18 protein-coding genes are annotated in these 22,074 nt (G+C 56.2%); 11 read left to right on the forward strand and 7 right to left on the reverse strand.

The annotated features are described in order from the left end of the window. Positions 1-8 precede the first annotated feature (8 nt). The 9 genes from kdsC (at position 9) to npr (ending at position 5,997) form a co-directional block, all read left to right on the forward strand. Positions 9-575: a 3-deoxy-manno-octulosonate-8-phosphatase KdsC gene (kdsC, locus tag ACR6AS_RS11980; RefSeq protein WP_111139599.1), complete on the forward strand. Its 567-nt coding sequence runs from the start codon at positions 9-11 to the stop codon at positions 573-575. Beyond that, a complete protein-coding gene (lptC, locus tag ACR6AS_RS11985) occupies positions 572-1,144 on the forward strand; it encodes an LPS export ABC transporter periplasmic protein LptC (protein WP_434162293.1) in 573 nt (190 codons plus the stop codon). The genes kdsC and lptC overlap by 4 nt, the downstream gene beginning before the upstream one ends. Continuing rightward, on the forward strand, positions 1,119-1,670 hold the full coding sequence (lptA, locus tag ACR6AS_RS11990) for a lipopolysaccharide ABC transporter substrate-binding protein LptA (protein ID WP_111139601.1): 552 nt from the start codon (positions 1,119-1,121) through the stop codon (positions 1,668-1,670). Before lptC ends, lptA begins: the two co-directional genes overlap by 26 nt. A gap of 5 nt (positions 1,671-1,675) precedes the next feature. Next, the gene (gene lptB / locus ACR6AS_RS11995; RefSeq protein ID WP_009092467.1) at positions 1,676-2,401 is read left to right on the forward strand and encodes an LPS export ABC transporter ATP-binding protein; all 726 of its coding nucleotides are present in this window, start codon (positions 1,676-1,678) and stop codon (positions 2,399-2,401) included. A gap of 48 nt (positions 2,402-2,449) precedes the next feature. Further along, the gene (gene rpoN / locus ACR6AS_RS12000) at positions 2,450-3,883 is read left to right on the forward strand and encodes an RNA polymerase factor sigma-54 (RefSeq protein WP_111139602.1); all 1,434 of its coding nucleotides are present in this window, start codon (positions 2,450-2,452) and stop codon (positions 3,881-3,883) included. Positions 3,884-3,904: 21 nt separating this feature from the next. Further along, entirely contained in the window at positions 3,905-4,192 is a 288-nt protein-coding gene (hpf, locus tag ACR6AS_RS12005; protein ID WP_013359877.1) for a ribosome hibernation promoting factor, read from the forward strand. A gap of 154 nt (positions 4,193-4,346) precedes the next feature. Beyond that, positions 4,347-4,826: a PTS IIA-like nitrogen regulatory protein PtsN gene (gene ptsN / locus ACR6AS_RS12010; RefSeq protein ID WP_008925405.1), complete on the forward strand. Its 480-nt coding sequence runs from the start codon at positions 4,347-4,349 to the stop codon at positions 4,824-4,826. Positions 4,827-4,873: 47 nt separating this feature from the next. Then, positions 4,874-5,728: an RNase adapter RapZ gene (rapZ, locus tag ACR6AS_RS12015; protein WP_111142246.1), complete on the forward strand. Its 855-nt coding sequence runs from the start codon at positions 4,874-4,876 to the stop codon at positions 5,726-5,728. Then, a complete protein-coding gene (npr, locus tag ACR6AS_RS12020) occupies positions 5,725-5,997 on the forward strand; it encodes a PTS phosphocarrier protein NPr (RefSeq protein ID WP_003851116.1) in 273 nt (90 codons plus the stop codon). The genes rapZ and npr overlap by 4 nt, the downstream gene beginning before the upstream one ends. Before the next feature lie 3 nt (positions 5,998-6,000). On the opposite strand, the gene mtgA is transcribed toward npr, so the two are convergent. Both mtgA and arcB read right to left on the reverse strand, forming a co-directional pair. Continuing rightward, a complete protein-coding gene (mtgA, locus tag ACR6AS_RS12025; protein WP_111142245.1) occupies positions 6,001-6,720 on the reverse strand; it encodes a monofunctional biosynthetic peptidoglycan transglycosylase in 720 nt (239 codons plus the stop codon). An 887-nt stretch (positions 6,721-7,607) separates the two neighbouring features. Next, positions 7,608-9,941 carry an aerobic respiration two-component sensor histidine kinase ArcB gene (gene arcB, locus ACR6AS_RS12030; RefSeq protein WP_367396018.1) on the reverse strand — a complete coding sequence of 778 codons (2,334 nt, stop codon included), beginning with the start codon at positions 9,939-9,941 and terminating at the stop codon, positions 7,608-7,610. Positions 9,942-10,831: 890 nt separating this feature from the next. Between arcB and ACR6AS_RS12035 the strand changes: the two genes are divergently transcribed. Beyond that, positions 10,832-16,363 carry a glutamate synthase-related protein gene (locus ACR6AS_RS12035; RefSeq protein ID WP_293774218.1) on the forward strand — a complete coding sequence of 1,844 codons (5,532 nt, stop codon included), beginning with the start codon at positions 10,832-10,834 and terminating at the stop codon, positions 16,361-16,363. 184 nt (positions 16,364-16,547) lie between these two features. Beyond that, positions 16,548-18,305 carry a sulfite reductase subunit alpha gene (locus tag ACR6AS_RS12040; RefSeq protein ID WP_293774220.1) on the forward strand — a complete coding sequence of 586 codons (1,758 nt, stop codon included), beginning with the start codon at positions 16,548-16,550 and terminating at the stop codon, positions 18,303-18,305. A gap of 110 nt (positions 18,306-18,415) precedes the next feature. Here the strand turns inward: ACR6AS_RS12040 and sspB are convergent, their stop codons facing one another. From sspB to zapE, 5 genes are all read right to left on the reverse strand, one after another. Next, the gene (gene sspB, locus ACR6AS_RS12045; protein ID WP_293774222.1) at positions 18,416-18,901 is read right to left on the reverse strand and encodes a ClpXP protease specificity-enhancing factor; all 486 of its coding nucleotides are present in this window, start codon (positions 18,899-18,901) and stop codon (positions 18,416-18,418) included. A 3-nt stretch (positions 18,902-18,904) separates the two neighbouring features. Then, positions 18,905-19,546, reverse strand: a complete 642-nt coding sequence (gene sspA, locus ACR6AS_RS12050; protein ID WP_009092481.1) for a stringent starvation protein SspA — start codon at positions 19,544-19,546, stop codon at positions 18,905-18,907. 331 nt (positions 19,547-19,877) lie between these two features. Continuing rightward, positions 19,878-20,270: a 30S ribosomal protein S9 gene (gene rpsI, locus ACR6AS_RS12055; protein WP_008925401.1), complete on the reverse strand. Its 393-nt coding sequence runs from the start codon at positions 20,268-20,270 to the stop codon at positions 19,878-19,880. Between the two features lie 15 nt (positions 20,271-20,285). Next, a complete protein-coding gene (gene rplM, locus ACR6AS_RS12060; protein WP_111142167.1) occupies positions 20,286-20,714 on the reverse strand; it encodes a 50S ribosomal protein L13 in 429 nt (142 codons plus the stop codon). Positions 20,715-20,941: 227 nt separating this feature from the next. Continuing rightward, the gene (gene zapE, locus ACR6AS_RS12065) at positions 20,942-22,069 is read right to left on the reverse strand and encodes a cell division protein ZapE (RefSeq protein WP_111142166.1); all 1,128 of its coding nucleotides are present in this window, start codon (positions 22,067-22,069) and stop codon (positions 20,942-20,944) included. Positions 22,070-22,074: the final 5 nt, after the last annotated feature.

Below are 22,074 nucleotides of genomic sequence, written 5' to 3' on the forward strand. Positions count from 1 at the left end.
AAGAGAAAATGCAACTGGCAACTCCCCCGATAGAGACCTGCTATGGCCCGGTCAGCGCCGACGTGATGGCGCGCGCCAGCCGGATCCGTCTGCTGATCTGCGACGTCGATGGCGTGATGTCCGACGGCGTGATCTACATGGGGAACAATGGCGAAGAGCTGAAGGCATTCAACGTGCGGGATGGTTACGGCGTCCGCTGCCTGCTGACCTCCGATGTGGAAGTGGCTATTATTACCGGCCGCAATGCCCGACTGATGGAAGATCGCTGTAAAACGCTCGGCATTCGCCATCTTTATCAGGGACAATCGGATAAGCTTTTGGCCTATCGTGAACTTCTGGATAAACTGTCCCTTTCCGACGACCAGGTCGCCTACATAGGTGACGATCTGATTGACTGGCCGGTTATGGCGAAAGTGGGATTAAGCGTGGCAGTCGCGGATGCTCATCCGATTCTGCTGCCGCGCGCGCACTATGTCACGCGGATCGCTGGCGGACGCGGCGCGGTGCGTGAAGTATGTGATCTGATCTTAATGGCGCAGAACAAATTTGAGGATGCCAAAGGGCAATCAGTATGAGTAAAAGCAGGCGTTGGATAACGCTGATTCTGACCTTGATTGCACTGGTTTTGATCGGCTGGAATCTTACTAACCAGGATGACGATGGCACGTCTGTCGGCAATGGCACACAGTCGCCGACCTATACCAGTGCCGATTCGCACACTGTGGTTTATAACCCGCAGGGCGCGCTCTCCTATAAACTGACCTCGGACAAAGTGACCTATTTTTCGGACGACGAACTGAGCTGGTTCGAGAACCCGGTGATGACCACCTTTGATGAGAACAAAATTCCGACCTGGTCGCTACGGGCAGATAAAGCAAAGCTCACCAAAGATCGTATGCTTTATCTTTATGGCCATGTTGAGCTGAATACCCTGACGCAGGACTCTCAGCTTGAGCGCATCAAAACCGATAATGCGCAGATCAATCTTGTCACTCAGGATGTTACCTCTGATGATCAGGTGACATTGTATGGCCGCAGCTTTAACTCCACTGGCATGAAAATGCGCGGCAATTTACGGACGAAAAACGCCGAGTTAATCGAGAAGGTCAAAACCTCTTATGAAATTCAAAATGAACAAAAATAGTTTGAAGCTCCTGCTGGCCTCGGTACTGCTGGCAACCAGCGTGCCGGCGCTGGCCCTGACCGGTGACTCGGACAAGCCCGTAAACATTGACTCGCAGAATCAGGCGCTGGATTTGCAGGGCAACGTTGCGACCTTTACCGGCAATGTCATCGTGACCCAGGGATCAATCAAAATCACGGCTGATAAAGTCGTGGTGACCCGTCCGGGCGGCGACAGCAAGAAAACCATCGTTGACGCCTACGGCAACCCCGCCACCTTTTATCAGATGCAGGACAGCGGCAAGCCGGTGCAGGGCCACGCCGCTAAACTGCACTACGAACTGGCGAACGATTTCGTTGAACTGACCGGCAATGCGTTTATCGAGCAGCAGGACAGCAACATCAAAGGCGACCGTATTACCTACCTGGTGAAAGAGCAGAAAATGCAGGCTTACAGCCAGGGCCAGAACAAGCGCGTGACCACCGTTCTGGTGCCGTCGCAGCTTCAGGATAAAGGTTCGTCCACCAGCGGAAAGAAGAGTAACTGATAGCTATGGCCACATTAATTGCAGAAAACCTGGCGAAGGCATATAAGGGCCGTCGCGTGGTAGAAGATGTCAGTCTGCAGGTCAAGTCCGGCGAGATTGTCGGCCTGCTGGGCCCGAACGGTGCCGGTAAGACCACCACTTTTTACATGGTGGTGGGGATCGTGCCCCGCGACGCGGGTCGCATTGTCATTGATGATGAAGATATCAGCATCCTGCCACTGCATGCCCGCGCACGTCGCGGCATCGGCTATCTGCCGCAGGAAGCCTCTATTTTCCGTCGCCTCAGCGTCTACGATAACCTGATGGCCGTCCTGCAGATCCGCGACGATCTGACGGAAGAGCAGCGTCAGGATCGCGCCCGCGAACTGATGGAAGAGTTCCACATCGAACACCTGCGCGACAGCATGGGTCAGGCACTGTCGGGCGGTGAACGCCGTCGTGTCGAGATCGCGCGTGCGCTGGCGGCCAATCCTAAGTTTATCCTGCTGGATGAGCCTTTTGCCGGTGTTGACCCGATCTCCGTTATCGACATCAAAAAGATCATCGAGCATCTGCGTGACAGTGGCCTGGGCGTGCTGATCACCGACCACAACGTGCGTGAAACCTTAGCGGTCTGTGAGCGGGCTTACATCGTCAGCCAGGGTCACCTGATTGCGCACGGCACGCCGAACGAGATCCTGGCCGATGAGCAGGTGAAGCGGGTTTATTTGGGTGAAGAGTTCAGACTCTGATAAGGTGTCGTTAATTGTGATGTTTACCTGGGAACTATCATCCTGTCTATGAAGCAAGGTTTACAACTCAGGTTCAGCCAACAGCTGGCAATGACGCCACAACTGCAGCAGGCCATTCGTCTGCTGCAGCTCTCTACGCTTGAACTCCAGCAGGAGTTACAGCTTGCACTGGAAAGCAACCCGCTGCTTGAGCAGACCGAACTGCACGAAGAGATCGACGCCCGGGAATCGTCTGAGGCCGAGGCGCTGGACACCCGCGAAGCCCTTGAGCAGAAAGAGATGCCCGATGAGCTGCCGCTGGATGCCACCTGGGATGAGATCTACACGGCTGGCACGCCGTCTGGTACCGGCACCGATTATCAGGATGATGAGTTACCGGTTTATCAGGGCGAAACCACTCAGTCTCTGCAGGATTATCTGATGTGGCAGGTCGGACTGACGCCATTCAGTGACACCGATCGCGCGATTGCGACCTCTATCGTCGACGCTATCGATGACACCGGGTATCTTACCGTTTCGCTTGAGGAGATCCTCGACGGCATCGGTAACGACGAACTGGAAGTGGACGAAGTAGAAGCGGTGCTGAAACGCATCCAGCGCTTCGATCCGATCGGCGTCGGCGCGCGCGACCTGCGTGACTGCCTGCTGGTACAGCTTTCGCAGTATGCGCCCGAAACCCCGATGCTGGCAGAGGCGCGTCTGATCGTCAGCGAACATCTCGACCTGCTGGCTAATCACGATTTCCGCAGCCTGATGCGGGTCACGCGCCTTAAAGAAGAGGTGCTGAAAGAGGCGATGCTGCTGATTCAGTCGCTGGACCCGCGCCCGGGCCAGTCGATCAATACCGGCGAACCGGAATATGTGATTCCCGATGTACTGGTGCGCAAGGTCGGCAGCCGCTGGACGGTTGAACTTAACGCCGACAGTGTGCCGCGCCTCAGGATCAACCAGCACTACGCCGCAATGGGCGGCACCACGCGCAATGAGAGCGACAGCCAGTTTATTCGCAGTAATCTGCAGGAGGCGCGCTGGCTGATTAAGAGTCTGGAAAGCCGTAACGATACGCTGCTGAAAGTGACGCGCTGTATTGTTGAACAGCAGCAGGCGTTTTTCGAGCAGGGTGAAGAGTTTATGCGTCCGATGGTACTGGCCGATATCGCCCAGGCTGTTGAGATGCACGAGTCGACCATTTCCCGCGTGACAACGCAGAAGTATCTGCACAGCCCGCGGGGCATTTTCGAACTGAAGTACTTTTTCTCCAGCCATGTGAATACCGAGGGTGGCGGTGAAGCCTCTTCGACGGCGATCCGCGCGCTGGTGAAAAAATTAATTTCGGCGGAAAATCCAGCCAAACCCTTGAGCGACAGTAAACTGACCTCCATGTTATCTGATCAGGGGATTATGGTGGCACGGCGAACCGTCGCCAAATATCGTGAGTCTTTATCCATCCCGCCATCGAACCAGCGTAAACAGCTGGTTTGAAAGACATGAGAAGGAAGACCTATGCAGCTGAACCTGACCGGGCAACACGTTGAAATCACTCCGCCTCTGCGTGAGTTTGTCAGCGGTAAATTTGCCAAACTGGAACACTATTTTGAACATATCAATCAGGTCTATATTGTCCTGAAAGTTGAGAAAGTCACTCAGGTGGCTGACGCAACACTTCACGTAAATGGTGGCGAGCTGCACGCCACTTCGGAAGCAGAAGATATGTATGCGGCCATTGACGGGCTTATCGATAAGCTCGCCCGTCAGCTGACCAAACACAAAGATAAACTGAAAAAACACTAACCTTCACGCCAGCTACGCGCGCCTGCCGCGCAGAGCCGACAGGATGGGGCGGATAATCCGCCCCGTTTTGTCATCTGAGCAGAGGCGCCGTTTGTCTCCCGCGTCAGGACGCGCTGGCGGTGAATGGCCTGGTGAACTCGCAAGTGAAACGCTAATGAACAACGATCTTACACTGGAATTGAGCACGGTGCTTTCGCCAGACTGCACCCGCAGCGGCGTACACTGCCAGAGCAAAAAACGTGCGCTGGAAATCATCAGCGAACTGGCCGCTAAGCAGCTCAACCTGCCGCACCAGACGCTTTTCGAAGCGATCCTGACCCGTGAACGCATGGGCAGTACCGGTATCGGCAACGGCATCGCTATTCCTCACGGCAAGCTGGAAGAGGATACGCTGCGCGCGGTCGGGGTCTTTATCAGCCTCGAACAGCCGATTGCGTTTGATGCTGTCGATAACCAGCCGGTCGATCTGCTGTTTGCCCTGCTGGTGCCGGCTGACCAGTGCAAAACGCATCTGCACACCCTTTCACTGGTGGCAAAACGTCTGGCAGATAAAACGGTCTGCCGCCGTCTGCGCGCGGCGCAGAGTGATGAAGAGCTCTATGCCATTATTACGGAAATCCAGACAGAGCAGTAACGCGTCTTTACCGGCCGGTTGCCGGTTTTAAAACGGGAGAGAAGGTCATGGTGCTGATGATCGTTAGCGGTCGTTCAGGCTCGGGGAAGTCAGTGGCGCTCCGTGCGCTGGAAGATATGGGATTCTACTGCGTCGATAACCTGCCGGTCGTGCTGCTGCCGGAGTTAGCGAACTCGCTGGCCGATCGCAATATTTCGGCGGCGGTCAGTATCGATGTCCGCAACATGCCTGAATCCCCTGAAATTTTCGAAACCGCGCTGAATAATCTGCCTGACTCCTTTTCACCGCAGCTGTTGTTTCTCGACGCCGATCGCAATACCCTGATTCGTCGTTACAGCGATACACGCCGTCTGCACCCGCTCTCCAGCAAGAACCTGTCGCTGGAGAGCGCGATTGACGAAGAGAGCGATCTGCTGGAGCCGCTGCGTTCCCGGGCTGATCTGATTATCGACACCTCTGAGATGTCGGTGCATGAGCTGGCCGAGATGCTGCGTACCCGTCTGCTGGGCAAGCGTGAACGTGAGCTGACCATGGTGTTCGAATCCTTTGGCTTCAAACATGGCATCCCTATTGATGCGGACTACGTGTTTGACGTGCGCTTTCTGCCCAATCCCCACTGGGATCCCAAGCTGCGGCCGATGACGGGCCTCGACCGTCCGGTGGCGGCCTTCCTCGATCGCCATACCGAAGTGCACAATTTTATCTACCAGACGCGCAGCTATTTAGAACTTTGGCTGCCGATGCTGGAAACCAATAACCGTAGCTATCTTACCGTGGCGATTGGCTGTACCGGCGGCAAACATCGCTCCGTCTATATCGCCGAGCAGCTGGCCGATTACTTCCGTTCACGCGGTAAGAATGTACAGTCACGCCATCGCACGCTGGAAAAGCGCAAATCATGACCGTCAGACAAACTGTAGAAATCAAAAATAAGCTGGGTATGCACGCCCGTCCGGCAATGAAGCTCTTTGAGCTGGTGCAGAGCTTTGACGCCGAAGTCCTGCTGCGCAACGAAGCGGGCACCGAAGCCGAAGCCAGCAGCGTGATCGCGCTGCTGATGCTCGATTCAGCAAAAGGCGGGCACATTGAGATCGAAGCCAGCGGCCCGGAAGAGGTTCCGGCGCTGGCGGCGGTCATCGAACTGTTCGAAGCGGGCTTCGATGAAGATTAAGGCTCAGTTGAGCTGATTACGCTGTAAAAAGCCCTCTCCGCCCAGCTGGCGCATCTGGCGCAGGATCCACTGCTGGCGCTCTCTGATATAGCCGGAGGGGGCCGCCGCACGATAGCGAATCGGATTAGGCAACACCGCCGCCAGTAACGCTGCGTCTGCTGCAGTCAGCCGGCTGGCTGGCTTGTGGAAGTAGCGCTGCGCCGCCGCCTCAACGCCAAAAATTCCTGGCCCGAACTCGGCAATGTTGAGATAGACGGTCAGAATGCGCCGTTTCGTCCAGACCGTTTCCAGCCCCACCGTCAGACCCGCTTCCAGACCTTTTCGTATCCAGCTGCGTCCATCCCACAGGAAGAGGTTTTTCGCCGTCTGTTGTGACAGCGTGGAGGCACCGCGCATCTGGCTCTCCTTCTTATCCAGCACCGACTCAATCGCTGCCACATCAAAACCCCAGTGAGTGGGGAACTTCTGATCTTCAGAGGCGATGACGGCCAGCCCCATCCAGGGCGAGATCTCATCATGGCCGACCCAGTCTGAATGAGCGACATAGCTAAAATCACCGCGCAGCCAGGCCCCGATCTGCCGTTCCGCCATCACTGCGGAGAACGGAACCGGCAGGAAGGCAAAGAGTAATATTCCCGCCAGCCAGAGCCCCAGCCAGACCAGCGCAATTCGGCCCGCGATCCGCCTGATACGCTGCCCGACGCTTCCTTTATGCTTCTTCATGCAATCTTCCCATACCTGTTTCAGACGTTAATCAATCACACATGTAATCACTACCCCGGAGACGGGCTTTTTACGAATTTTGTTGGAATTCAGCCGACAGTTTCCAGACTTTATTCAGTCATTTTGCATCAAAATGCTGCAACAGTTCGAAATAGTTCAAGGACTTCCGGCAAAAAGGAATCGGTTCCATTCATCCTGACCCGGCACCAGCTTTCCAGATAAACAGTTAATAATGGGTAATAAGCGCCGGTTAAAATCATTCAATCCTCTTAACTTTTATTTTTTTCCGATTCCATCACGGTCTATATATTAATCAGAATTATCGTTATAACGTTTAAATAAACAGCGCTAAACGGAAGGAGTCATCTTTGCGCTGGCCCTGGTTTCGCTCAGTAATTGTACTTAAGCCATGCGGATAAAAAGAGAAAGCGGCAGATTCATATTTACCATTCCGGATTGTTTTGGATTATTCGTGTCATTTCAGGGTGCTTGCTTGCAATATCAGCGTCTTAGCCGTACCGGTGGCATCGTTATTAACGGCGACGTCACCGGCAGCATCCGCGCCCCACTCCCCTCTCACAGGCGCGTTAAAACTACCCGAAAAAGGGCAAAAATGGCTATTTTTTCAGCAATGCAGCACGTAAATTGATTCCTTACTTGACTGTGTTGCCAAATTAATGTTTTCTGTATTTAAACGCTGCTCAATATCACAATTTTTAATGAATCTTGTCGCATGTGAAGAGGGATTTGCTAAGGTGATGACAGTGTTAACCAATACCCTGCGGCTGCATTAATTATTCAGATCATAGCGGCCGCAATGATTTCCCTGGTGTTGGCGCAGTATTCGCGCACCCCGGCCTCGGCTGGGGTCATTTTTTTCTGGCGTATCAGCGTTCCTGTTCTGCCACCCAGTCGCGCAATACCTGCACATCGTGTCGCCACTCGTGCTTCAGCTCATCAATCCACTCCGTCACGTTGTCCCACCACGCCGGCAGCTCCGGACTCTGAATCTGTTTCGCCAGCATCTGTAAACGCTGCAGCCCGACTGAACCCGCCGCGCCTTTGATTTTATGCCCCTCTTCAGCAATCCCTTTCTGATCCCGCGCCATCAGGTTGGATTCCAGCACGGCCAGGTAATCCGGCATCATTTTTTCGAACATCGTCAGGCTCTGGGTGATCAGGCCAGGGCCAACCAGCTCGATATACTGTTCAAGCATCGCGACATCCAGCAGCATCAGGGTTTTATCATCGCGCCCGGCAGAGGTCTCCTCTTCCGGTTCAGACTGATAATCCCAGTACTTTTTGATCATCGCCGTCAGTGCCGGAACCGCCAGAGGCTTGCTGAGCACATCATCCATGCCCGCGTCGAAATACTCTTTTTTGTCTTTGAGGACGTTTGCGGTGAGCGCCACCAGCGGAGGCAGATGGGTTCCCTGATACTGCTGGCGAATGGCCCGCGAGACATCCAGCCCGGTCATATCCGGCAGCTGAATGTCCAGCAGCACCAGATCAAACTCCAGCGGGTCAAACATCGCCAGCGCCGCCTGGCCGGTCATGGCGACCTCGACGCTGCAGCCCAGCTTCTCCAGAACCGAACGTGCCACAATCACATTCAGCTCAATATCTTCAACCAGCAGGACGTGCAGGGCCGGTAGCGGCAGGCTGTCCTCCACGCCTTCGTTTTCCACCTCTTCCGCAATGCGCGGCGCGTGGATCTCGACGGTAAAGCAGGAGCCCTGCCCTGGCGCGCTGTGAACACGGATATCGCCGCCCATCGCCTGCGCCAGACGGCGGGACACCGCCAGCCCGATGCCGGTGCCGGTCGCCGGTTTACCGCCATGCTGATCTTTAACCTGATAGTACATTGCAAAGATCTTGTCCTGCTCATCCTGCGGGATCCCCATGCCGGAGTCCTGAACCTCGAAGCGCAGCGTCTCATCCTGCTCATAGGTGACCCGCACAAGGATCTCCCCCTGCTGGGTAAACTTCACCGCGTTGCCAATCAGGTTCCACAGAATCTGACGAAGACGGGTGCCGTCGGTAGCGATCATGTGTGGCAGCGGCAGCTGCGGCGCGAGCACAAACTTCAGCCCTTTAGGCTGTGCCAGCAGGCCGGAGAGATTCTCTAAATCGGCGAGGAAGCCGGTAAAATCGAGCGGCTGATTATCCAGCTGCACCTTACGCCGTTCGATCTTGTCCACCTCAATCACATCGTTGAAGATGTTGCCCAGCGTGATGGCCGAGACATGGATGGTTTTCAGGTATTTCAGCTGCTCCTGATTCAGATCGGTGTCCAGCAGAATCCGGCTCAGGCCGACAATGCCATTAAGCGGCGTACGAAGCTCGTGGCTGATCGTTGAGATAAAGGTGGTCTTTTCCCGGCTGGCGTTCTCTAACGCGTCCTGATAGCGCTTACGCTCGGTTATATCGCGACCAAAGCCCATCAGCCCGCTGCGCTTACCGACGCGGTCATAATAGGGCACTTTACGGATCTCAAAACAGGCTTTGCGGCCGTCGGGATATTGCAGCCACTGTTCATAGGTCAGCGAGACGTTGTGGCGGAACACTTTCTCATCCGTCTCCAGGACCTTGGTCGCCGCTTCATCATCGTAGATGTCACGCGGCGTCAGGCCAATCAGCTGTTTTTCGCTTTTGCCGGTCAGCAGCTCCATCGCCCGGTTACAGCCGGAGAACTGTTTATCGATGTTGCGATAGAACACCAGGTCTGGCGAGGCATCCAGGAAGGAGCGCAGAAAAGAGGATTGCTGTTCCAGCTCGATCTGCGCCTGTTCACGGCGCGTCACCTCCTCACGCAGCTTATCCATCACCTGTTCGCGCGCCAGCTCCGCTTTTTTACGGTCGCTGATCTCCTGATTCAGCTGCGTGATGGTCTCTTTCATCTGCTGGTTGAGTTCCAGATCGCGGGTACGCATCTCCTCCAGCTTATCCACCAGCCGGGCCAGCCGCTGCCGCGACTCCTCCAGCTGGTCGACCACCACTGACAGGAAATAGACCGCCCAGGGCGTGATCAGCAGCCCGAAGAAGACCGAACGCACCACGTCGATGCTCTCAACATGACCCCGCAGTACCATCGTGACCGCCATCTGGACAATCATCGCCAGCACCACCAGCGCCGACGCCAGCAGCAGCGAGAACCGCACCAGTCCCAGCTTGACCATCAAATCAACGTAGTACTGCGCCAACAGACGAATTTGCTTCATACCCACTCCCTGAAAGAGAAACCGCCTCACTATAACGCAGATGGCCCGACAACGTCGCAGCCCGTCACGCGAAGATCCGGACGCAGATGCGCCATTATGGTGCATCCGCACGACCGTTCGGCGACGTTAAGGACAAAACGGTTAAAACCCTTGACTGATTGTGCCAAATGAATAATCTGTAAAGCCGCCAGCGAATCTCAGATTTCTCTGTACGGCCTTTTTTCAATATCCTGGCAACGTTCTGTTGCGCAGGCCCATCCCGTTTATATGAATACCCATTCATCTTTAGTGATGTTTTAAGCACATCTATGCTGATTAATTTTTCTTATAACCCGGCGCAGTTTCATTCAAAAAGGCGGACATAAGAAAAACAGATACATTCTATGTATCATCTGTGCTGAACAGCATTTAATGCTGTTTATCCCACTCTCACCAGCATTGTGCAGAGATCTGATGCCTGCCCTACAGTGAGTCAGTTCACATTTATCGGCCGATCGCCGGGTGCCAGAGTGACACATTTTAAACCTTAAAAATCATATTATTCATTAACTTAAACCCATAAAACGTCTGATTAGCCCGCCTGACCGCCCTATTTGACCTGATTACGCTTTCCCGATAAGTTGGAAATCCGCTGAAAGCTTTCCAGACGGGTCATTGTCTCGGCATATCTATGCAACAAGAAGACTCCCGCGTGGTTTAAGTCATCTCCTTTACGAGACCGGAAATCAGAGCAGCTCATTAAAAGACGTTTTACCGATGTCTGGAGAGAAATGCTCAGGGCTATGACGCGTGCTCGACAGATCATGGCGAGAAAAAAGAAGCTGCGCCCTGGTTGCGCTCAGACCCTGAAACAGTGCAGGTAATGTCAAAGCAGTTTAAGGAGACCCTCAATGTCCACTAAAAAACCTCAATCCTATGGCTTGTATGATCCGACAGCAGGCAGTGACAGCTGTGGTGTAGGTTTCATTACGCGTAAGGACGGCGAGCAGACCCACGAGATCCTGCAGATGGCGCACAGCGCCCTGTGTACGGTGCCTCACCGCGGCGGAATGTCAGCAGAAGGCGTGGGTGACGGCGCGGGGGTCAACGTCGACCTGTCGCTGCATTTCTTCCGCAAAATTACCGGAGAGCCGCTGGAAGCGGGTCGCTTTGGCGTCGGCAACTTCTTTGTGCCGAAAGATGCAGAGCTGCGGGCAAATGCCGAGCGCCTGGTAGATGAGACGCTGAGCAGCTTTGGCCTGCCGGTCATCATGAAGCGTGATATGCCGCTGGACAGCAGCGTGACGCGCCCGGCCGCCGTGCAGTTCCAGTTACCGATTCTGCAGTGGATCTTCACTGCCCCGCAGGACGTGGTCGATCAGAATGACTTCGAACAACGCATCTATCGCGCCCTGTTAACGATTGAGGCCCGTGCATTTACCGAAAGCGAATTTGGCGGACTCTACCCGCTGTCGCTCTCCTCACGCACGCAGGTGTTTAAGGCGCGTCTGAATTCCAATGAAGTCATCCCTTACTTCAAAGATCTGACCGATCCCGATCATCAGGTGCGCGGACTGTTTTTCCATACCCGCTTCTCCACCAACACCGACCCCCACACCACGATGGCACAGCCCTTCCGTCTGATGGCGCACAACGGCGAGCTGAACACGGACCGTAAAAACCGCATCGCGGAAGCCGCGCTGGCGCTGGCCCGTGGTAAAAAAATCGTGCGACCAAAAGGCCAGTCCGACAGCTCACGGCTGGATCAGAGCATCCACAGCCGCCTGATGGAGGACAACCTCGATCTGATCACCGCCGTGGTCTCCATGATGCCGCCCGCCTGGGAGAATGACAGCGAGCTGTCGCCGGAAGTGCGCGCCATGCTGGAGTATTTCTCTCTGTACGAAGAGAAGAACGACGGCCCTGCTGCATTAATCTTCGGCAACGGCGAAGTGATTGGCGCACGCCTTGACCGCCTGGGTCTGCGTCCTCTGCGTTCCGTCGAAACGGCTGAGTATATTGGTGCGATGTCGGAAGCGGGCCAGATCGCCTTTCCACCGGAAAGCGTACTGCGTCGTGGCCGTATTGAAGCGGGCGGGATGCTCTATTTCGATCATCGTGAAAAACGCAGCTACACCACGCTGCAGGCGCTGGAAAAACTGGCTGCGGAAAAAGATTATCTGGCGCTGCTGCGTGAAGCCCGCGTCGGGCTGGATGACCTGCCCGAGATCCCGGCGGAGCAGCAGGGCTCACCGCTGCGCTATCGTGGCGATCTGAAAACCTATCAGCGTTTTGTGGCCTATTACTACAACCAGGAAAGCTTCAAGTTCATGATGGACCCGATGCTGAATACCGGTGCAGAGAAGATCTCTGCAATGGGTTACGGCAACGCCATCAATGGCTTATCCGACCACGAAGGCGGCATGGCGCACTACTTCTCGCAGCGTTTTGCACAGGTCACCAACCCGCCGCTGGACTCCATCCGCGAAGCGGATGGCATGACGCTGCGGGTCGCGCTGGGCGCAAAACCGCATCTGGGTCGCAGCAAAGGCCGTCAGATCGTGGTGCCTACCCCGATCCTCAGCCATCTGGATATGCTGCGCTTACGCGAGCAGACCATTGCGCCTTATGCCCGTTTTGAGATGCTTTACGAGCCGGTCGTCGGCAAAGATCTGCTGAGCATGACGGCGAACGCCAACGCGCTGGAAAAAGCGATCGATGACCTGGCGCAGCAGGTGGTGGATTTTGCCCGCTCCCAGGGCGGCATCGCCGTACTGACCGACCGCCACATCTCCTCGAAACAGGCCGCCATTCCGATGCTGCTGGTGGTCTCTGCCATCAACCAGCGTCTGGTACAGGAAGGGCTGCGTCTGGATGTCTCGCTGGTAGTAGAAAGCGGTCAGAGCATCTCCTCGCACCATATCGCCGCGACCCTTGGCTTCGGTGCCTCCGCGATCTATCCGCTGGGCGTTCAGATGCGCGCAGAGGAGAAATATGGTGAAGGCGAGGAAGGCAACAAAGCCTTTAAACGCTATGCCAAAGCCGCCGAAAAAGCGCTGATGAAAACCATGGGCAAAGTGGGGCTCTGCACCGTGGAGAGCTACAGCTGCGGCGAATTCTTTGAGCCTAACTTCCTCAACACCGACGATCCGGTGCTGAAAAAGTATTTCCCGAACATTAAAACCCCGGTGGGCGGCGCAGGTTTCGCTACCATCGCCCAGATGGCGGTTGACTGGCATCAGAGCGCACTCAGAATTCAGGGTGAATCAGATGTGCCGCTGCTGGGCCTGTTTAAAGAGCGCGCGGAGGGAGCCGGTCACTCATACGGCACCATCGCCGTGCGGACCTTTATCGACATGACCGAAGAGCCGATTCGCTTTGCCGACAAAGCCCGCGAAGAGGATAACTTCATCCGTCTGATGACGCTGGCCAAACTCGATAACGCATTTGGCATCAAGCCAGAGACGTTTAAAGACAGCAGCTTCGAGCGCATCCCGGATGAGGTCATCAACAATTTTGCCATCACGGCCGATTACCGTCAGTTCTCAAGCCTGATGTATGAAGAGCGTAAACGTCGCCCGGCGGCGCTGCGCGACATCCTGACCTTCCCGGCTGACCTGACCCATATCGACAGCGAAGCGGAGTTCCGCCGCAAGCTGGGTCGCTACTCACTGACGAATAATGGCTTTGCCATTCGTGGCATGGAGTGTGAGGCGGTGGATGGCAGCCTGAACCACTTTATGCTGCGTCTGACCGACGCCATTGAGGGGCTGAAACCTGAAAGCGAACGTCTGCAGAATCTCTCCCGCGCCCTGAAATCGCGCTTCGGCGACGACATCGAGAGCAGCGAGGTGGTCAGCGGCGGTCTGAAAGTCACCGCCTATGGCAAAGCAGCAGATTATCTGTCCCGTATTTTCACGACCCTGCCCTCACTGCCGCTGAGCGAAGTGCAGCCAGCCTGTGAAATTACCCGTACCTTTGCTTCCGGGGCAATGAGCCACGGCGCGCTGGTCGCACCGGCGCATGAAGCAGTCGCCCACGGCACCAACATGGTTGGTGGCATGAGTAACTGCGGTGAAGGGGGTGAACACTACTCGCGTCACGGCACCATCCGCGCCTCACGCATCAAGCAGCTGGCGTCGGGCCGTTTCGGCGTCTGGGCCGCCTATCTGGCCGATCCGATGCTGGAAGAGCTGGAGATCAAAATCGGTCAGGGCGCGAAGCCTGGCGAAGGCGGCCAGTTACCGGCCGCCAAAGTCACCGTCGAGATTGCAGCGGCGCGTGGCGGCACGCCTGGCGTCGAGCTGGTCTCGCCGCCGCCGCATCACGATACCTATTCGATCGAAGATCTGGCGCAGCTGATCCACGACTGCAAGGCCGCGCGGGTGCGCGTGATCGTGAAGCTGGTTTCGTCAGAAGGGATCGGCACCATCGCGGTCGGCGTGGCGAAAGCGGGCGCTGACGTAATCAACGTCGCGGGTAACACCGGCGGCACCGGCGCTGCCTCGGTGACCAGCCTGAAATATACCGGACGTGTGGCGGAAATCGGCATCGCCGAAGTCCACCAGGCGCTATGTGCAAACGGGCTGCGCGAGAAAGTACAGCTGCGCTGCTCAGGCGCGCAACAGACCGGCAGCGACGTAGTGAAATCGGCGCTGCTGGGCGGCGACAGCTTCGAGTTCGGCACCACCGCGCTGATGATGCTGAAATGCGTGATGGCAAAAAACTGCAACGTGAAATGCCCGGCCGGGTTAACCACCAATGCCGAAGCCTTTGATGGCGATCCCCGTCAGCTGGCGCAATATTTCCTCAACGTGGCGCATGAAGTGCGTGAGATCCTGGCGCGCATGGGCCTGCGTTCGCTGCGTGAAGCACGCGGCCGCGCCGACCTGCTGCACCTGATGGATCACCCGCTGGAGGTGGGTAAACTCGACCTGCGCGCCATGCTCACTGTGGTACCAGAGCTGAAAATCGACAAGCCGGTCTACCTGGAAAAAGATTTTGAGCTGGATGATGGCTGGATTGAGCAGCTGAAGCTGTCGCTGGTGGAACAGGGTAATCCTGACGTCGCCCTGGGTGACAACATCGTGCTGAATAACCGTAACAAAAGCGTGGGTGGTCAGCTGGCGATCGATATCGAACGCATGCTGAATCATCAGCTGACACCGGCGCAGTTGCAGGCGATGCCTGCCGTTCTCACCGACGATCGCGGCCGCCGCTATCTGGCGCCTGAGAGCGTGAAAATCGCGACCACCGGATCTGCCGGTCAGTCATTTGGCGCCTTCTGCAACGATGGCATGCAGATGACGCATTATGGCACCTGTAACGATGGTGTCGGCAAAGGACAGTGTGGCGGTGAGCTGATCGTGATGTCACCTGGCGGCGGCGCACAGGATAGCGATGGCAACGTGCTGATCGGTAACTTTGCGCTGTTCGGCGCGACCGGCGGACGTCTGTTCGTGCAGGGCCAGGCGGGAGACCGTTTCGCGGTGCGTAACTCTGGTGCCACGGCGGTTGTTGAAGGCGTCGGTGACTTCTGCTGCGAATATATGACCAACGGTGCCATCCTCAACCTGGGAACCTTCGGTAAAGGATTTGGTAACGGCATGAGCGGTGGCTTTGCCTACCAGTACGATCCCTACGGCACGCTGGCCAGCCATGCAGCCGGTGATTCCGTGCAGTTCGGCTCAATTGCCGATCAGGACGAGATGGCCCAGGTACACAAGCAGGCGGTGCTGACCATGCTGAACTGGCATCTGGCGGCTACCGGCTCACCACGGGCCGCCTGGCTGCTGGAAAACTGGGAAACCGAATGTCACCACTTTGTTTACGTGATGCCGCGCTCACTGCTGCTCTACCAGGATGGCGGCGAGATCCTGAAGGCCAAAAGCCGCAAAGACCTGCTCGAAGAGCTGTCAACGGCGCTGGCGGCTCATCAGGTTGCGAAATTCAAAGCGGCCTGGCGTCAGGGTAAAACCATCGCTAACGGCGCCGTGCCAGCCTATGGCGCGACCGACACGCTGGAGATGTTTGTCCTGCTGAATAACTATACCGTGCTGAGCTTTGCCCAGCAGCTGGCCCTGGCGAAGCTGCCAAAAGGCACGCCGGTTGAAGATCCCGCGGTCGAAAAGGCGGTGCGCAATCTGCTGATGACTGAAGACTTTGCGCTGGTCAGCAAGCTGCAGCGTCATGCCCGTTCCGCCATCGAAAGTTACAGCGATGATGAACTGGCCAGCCTGATCGGCTCCAAGCGTATGTCAGATTACAAAGCAGCCCTGACACAGCGTAACATCCGTTCGATGGACAGCCTGGCGACCTATGGCTGGATCATGTATCAGGATGCCTGTAACCGGGAGGTGCTGGGCCACCTGCCGGACTTTGAAGAGCTGTTTGCGCGTGCGGCACTGCCGGAAATCGCAGCGGCAGTGGGTAAACTCTCCTGACCCTGACAGGGTTCAGGCGGAACTGAATATTATTAATGGTCATTGCCCGGGTTAATCGTTGTACCGGACAGAAGCAGAACCGCTCTCCCCTGCTGTAAATGCTGCAGCGCGGGAAAGCGGAACCGCTTTCACACCGGATAACGCCACTGATAACGGGCGAGAACGGGATTGAGTAAAAGTACCCATGAAAATTCCTTATATTCCAGAAGATGCACCTTTCAATGGCGATCAGAAGTACTGGCTGGCTGGCTTTCTTGCCGGCCTTCACTCCCGTCTGCTGGTGTTAGAAGACAAACAGCAACCTGCCGCAGGAACGGGCGCCGCTGCTACCACGCAACTGCATATCCTTTACGGTTCACAGACCGGTAACGCTGAGGCGCTGGCGCAGACCGCAGCGAAATCTGCTCGCGCGAAAGGTCTGGTGCCGGTGGTTCAGGCGCTGGGCGATGTCGACCTCGACGTGTTCGCCACCATGCGTCACGTCCTGATCGTTACCTCAACCTATGGCGAGGGCGAAATGCCGGACAACGCGCAGCTGTTCTGGGACGCGATCTCGGCCAGTACCGCACCGCGTCTGGAGCAGATGCACTTCGCCGTGCTGGCGATTGGTGACACCGGCTACGACGGCTTCTGCCAGGCGGGTAAGTTTATCGATATGCGCCTGGAGCAGCTGGGCGCGAAACGCGTGGTCGATCGTATCGACTGCGACATCGACTACGAAGAGCCTTCCAGCGAGTGGCTGAACAGCTCCATGCCACAGTTCGCCGCCAGCGCGGGCAGCAGCGGCACCGTGCTGGAAAGCGCGCCGGAAGCGCCGGTGATCCCGGGCAGTAACAAATCGAATCCGTATGCCGCGGCGCTGATCACCAATAAACGCCTGTCAGGTGAGCAGTCGGCCAAAGATATCCGTCATTTCGAGTTTGACCTCGCTGGCAGCGGCCTGAAATATGAAGCGGGCGATGCGCTGGGTGTCATCCCGGTCAACGAGCCGTCGCTGGTCAGCCTGCTGCTGACGCAGCTTAACGCTGACTACCAGACGCCGGTGCCGGGCTTTGACCGCAGTCTCGGTGACCTGCTGACCTATCAGTTCGAGATCTCCGAACCGTCGCGCAAGCTAATCGAATGGGTCGGTCAGAACACCACAAACCAGGAGCTGCGCCATGTGTTGCAGCATGATGATAAAGATGCGCTGGGCGTCTGGCTGTGGGGCAAAGATACCCTGGATCTGCTGCAGCTGGAGCTGACACGCACGCTGTCGGTGCCTGAGTTTGTGGCCCTGCTGCGTCCGCTGCAGCATCGCGCCTATTCAATCTCCTCCAGCTCGAAAGCGCATCCTGATCAGGTTCACCTGACGGTGGCCTCGGTGCGTTATCACAGCGGTGGCCGTAATCGCGGTGGCGTCTGCTCGACCTATCTGGCCGAGCGCGTGCGTCGCGGCGAGAAGCCTGCCATCTTTATCTCTCCCAACAAAGCCTTCCGCGTGCCGGCTAACAACAGTGCGCCGCTGATCATGGTGGGACCGGGTACCGGCATCGCGCCATTCCGCGCCTTCCTGCAGGAGCGCCAGGCCACCGGCGCGCAGGGTAAAAACTGGCTGTTCTTTGGCGATCAGCATCAGGAACATGACTTTATCTATCAGGATGAGTTACTGGCCTGGCGCGACAGCGGCCTGCTGACCCGCCTGGACCTGGCGTTCTCACGCGATCAGGAGAAGAAGATCTACGTGCAGAGCCGGATGCTGGAGCAGGGTGCCGAGCTCTACGCCTGGCTGCAGGAAGGGGCATACTTCTATGTCTGTGGCGATGCCTCGCGCATGGCGAAGGATGTGGATAACGCACTGTATGAAGTGGTCCGGCAGTTTGGCGGGCTCTCTACCGAGCGTGCGGCGGACTATGTCGATCAGCTGAAAAAGGAAAAACGCTACCTGCGCGACGTCTATTAATCGTAGCGGTTTGTGGAGAAAATCCGGCTTGCGCAGGCAGCCGGATTTTTTTATGGCTGGCAGGCAAAAAAATACCCGCCGGTCAGCGGGTATTCACGATGCGAATATGACTATTTCACGACGCGCAGTGAAGGTCGTCCGCCACGCGGCGGTGGATCGTCATCAGGCGGTGTCTCGTCATCGCTGGCATCGTCAGGACGATCGCCATCAATCACGGACATCATGGTCTCTTCCTGCCCTTCTGACGTCTCCTGCGTACCCAGCTCGTAAGCCGGTTCCGGTTCAAACATCGTTCCGGCGCCGTTTTCACGCGCATAGATAGCCAGAATCGCCGCCATCGGCACATTAACCTGGCGCGGAACGCCGCCGAAGCGGGCGTTAAACGACACCTGATCGTTGGCCAGGTCGAGGTTGCCCACGGCGCGTGGCGCGATGTTCAGAACGATCTGTCCATCACGCGCATACTCCAGCGGCACCTGCACACCCGGCAGATTGATGTCGACCACCAGATGCGGCGTCAGCTGGTTGTCGAGCAGCCAGTCATAGAAGGCGCGCAGCAGATAGGGACGACGTGCAGTAAGTTGCGACATTTCCATACGTTAAGCCCGGGCTTGCAGGCGCATTTCACGTTCAGCTTCAGTCAGTGAAGCGAGGAAAGAGTCACGCTCAAATACGCGGTTCATGTAACCTTTCAGCTCTTTCGAACCGGAGCCGATCAGATCGATGCCCATCGAAGGCAGACGCCATAACAGCGGAGCCAGGTAGCAATCCACCAGGCTGAACTCTTCGCTCATGAAGTAAGGCGTACGACCAAACAGGGGCGCGATGGCCAGCAGCTCTTCACGCAGTTGCTTGCGTGCGGCTTCCGCTTCCTGACCGCTGCTGTTCTCAACTTTACGCATCAGGCTGTACCAGTCCTGCTCGATGCGGTGCATCATCAGGCGGCTGTCACCACGGGCAACCGGATAAACCGGCATCAGAGGTGGATGCGGAAAACGCTCGTCCAGATATTCCATGATGATGCGTGATTCATACAGCGTCAGCTCACGATCTACCAGCGTTGGTACCGTGCGATACGGATTGAGGTCAATCAGATCCTGCGGCAGGTTATCCATTTCGACCTGCTCGATCTCTACGCTGACACCCTTTTCCGCCAGGACGATACGAACCTGGTGGCTGAAAATGTCAGTAGGACCAGAAAACAGCGTCATTACCGAACGTTTGTTGGCAGCGACAGCCATGAAAACCTCCAAGTTTGTTCACAAAAAGATACTGCGAATAGCCAACCACACGGCGACTCACTTGCCCATCGAACTCGCACGCAACCTGGTTAGCTGCGCCACAGATACTGATGCCCCGACAGTGGGGAGGCGCATAACGCACCGGCCTGCGGGCGCAAAGTGACACAGAGTCTACCAGATTTTAGGCTGCTTGTGGGCGTGGAATGAATCTTTGCAGGTAAATTGAGCGTGGGGTTACGGTTTTTGCGGTAACGCAGGCGGAGAACAGAAAATAAAAAACCCGCCGAAGCGGGTTTTTTGTGCCAACTGATGCAGCCGGAGCTGCAAACAATTAACGCTTGGAGAACTGAGGACGACGACGTGCTTTACGCAGGCCGACTTTCTTACGTTCAACCTGACGCGCATCACGCGTTACGAAGCCAGCTTTACGCAGCTCTCCACGCAGTGATTCGTCGTATTCCATCAGAGCGCGGGTGATACCGTGACGGATCGCACCAGCCTGACCAGAAATACCGCCACCTTTAACAGTGACATACAGATCGAATTTACCAACCAGGTCCAGCAGCTCAAGCGGCTGACGAACTACCATGCGGGCAGTTTCGCGGCCGAAGTACTGTTCCAGAGAACGTTGGTTAATTACGATGTTACCGCTACCCGGCTTAATGAATACGCGAGCGGTAGAGCTTTTGCGGCGACCAGTGCCGTAGTTTTGAGTTTCAGCCATTGCCTTTAATCCCGATTAAATGTCAAGAACTTGCGGTTGCTGTGCCGCATGGTTGTGCTCGTTGCCTGCGTAAACTTTCAGTTTACGGTACATAGCACGACCCAGCGGGCCCTTCGGCAGCATGCCTTTAACCGCGATCTCAATCACACGCTCAGGACGGCGAGCAATCATCTCTTCAAAGGTCGCCTGTTTGATACCACCGATGTGGCCGGTGTGGTGATAGTAGATCTTGTCAGTACGCTTGTTGCCGGTAACAGCAACTTTGTCTGCGTTCAGGACGATGATGTAATCACCGGTATCAACATGCGGAGTGTACTCCGCTTTATGCTTACCACGCAGACGGCGCGCCAGTTCAGTCGCCAGGCGACCCAAAGTTTTGCCTGTTGCGTCAACTACAAACCAGTCACGTTGGACGGTTTCTGGTTTAGCTGTAAAAGTTTTCATCGAAAAGCTTACCCAAATTAAGTTACACGTTGGTGAAATCCCAAACGCTTAAGTAAACGAATGAGGCTCACACGACCATTTTGACCAGCAAGCCACCCCTTCGGATAGAGTTACTGGAACACAGAGGATTTGGGAAAAAAATCCTTTGCTGTAACGTGGGGTCGCAAGATTATAGAGAAGTCGATTACAAAAATCGAACCCTATTTCGGTATTTATCCTGATTATTCTCACGGCAGGTGCGGTAAACGCAGATACTCTTCGCTCTGCATCTCCTGAAGCCGGGACAGGCAGCGCTGGTACTCAAACTTCAGCCGCGTCCCCTGATAGATCTCGGTGAGGGAGGTCTCTGCCGCCACGACCAGCTTCACATGCCGCTCATAGAACTCATCGACCAGCGCCAGGAAGCGGCGCGCCTGATCCTCTGTTTTGTAAATCATCACCGGGACATCATAGAGCAGCACGCTGTGAAAACGGCGCGACAATGCGATGTAGTCATGCTGGCTGCGCCCTTCCCCGCACAACGTTGTGAATTTAATCGCCAGCACGCCGTCGCTGACGCCCAGGGTTGGCATCTGGCGGTGATTGATTTCCAGCACCGGTGCCGCCTCAGGCTCACTGCCGGACAGCGCGTTAAACATCCGGGTCATTTCGGCGTGGGTTTCACTGTTCAGCGGATAGTTCCAGAGATGCGCGGAGGTCAGCGTGCGCAGACGGTAGTCGATTCCGGCATCGACATTCATCACATCACAGTGCCGTTTGATCTGTTCAATCGCTGGCAGAAAGCGCGCGCGCTGCAGGCCATTGCGATAGAGATCGTCAGGCGGGATATTCGACGTCGCGACCAGGGCGATGCCACGTTCGAACAGGGCTTCCATCAGCGTGCCGAGCAGCATTGCATCGGTGATATCCGAGACAAAAAATTCATCAAAACAGAGGATGTCCGTTTCGGCTTTGAACCTGTCCGCGATGATCAGTAACGGGTCACTCTGCCCCTGAAGCTGGGTCAGCTCTTCATGCACCCGCAGCATAAAGCGGTGGAAGTGCAGGCGCAGTTTGCGATCGCCAGGAATAGACTGAAAAAAGAGATCCATGACCCAGGTTTTTCCGCGGCCGACACCGCCCCACATATAGAGTCCACGCACCGGCTCTGGCGTCTCGTTTTTCTCTTTGCCGATCAATTTTGACAGACGCCCCAGCAGACCGGAGGCGGCTGGCGCGGCAGATTGCTGTCGGGCGACCAGCGCCTGCTGCAGCGCGTCTAAACGGGTAATGGCTTCGCGTTGTACGTCATCGGGCCTGAATTCGCCCTGCGACAGCGCCTGCTCATAGCGTGCAAGCGGAGTTGAGGTTTGCATTGTTG

This window comes from Pantoea phosphatilytica (assembly GCF_051025615.1).
Lineage (GTDB): Bacteria > Pseudomonadota > Gammaproteobacteria > Enterobacterales > Enterobacteriaceae > Pantoea.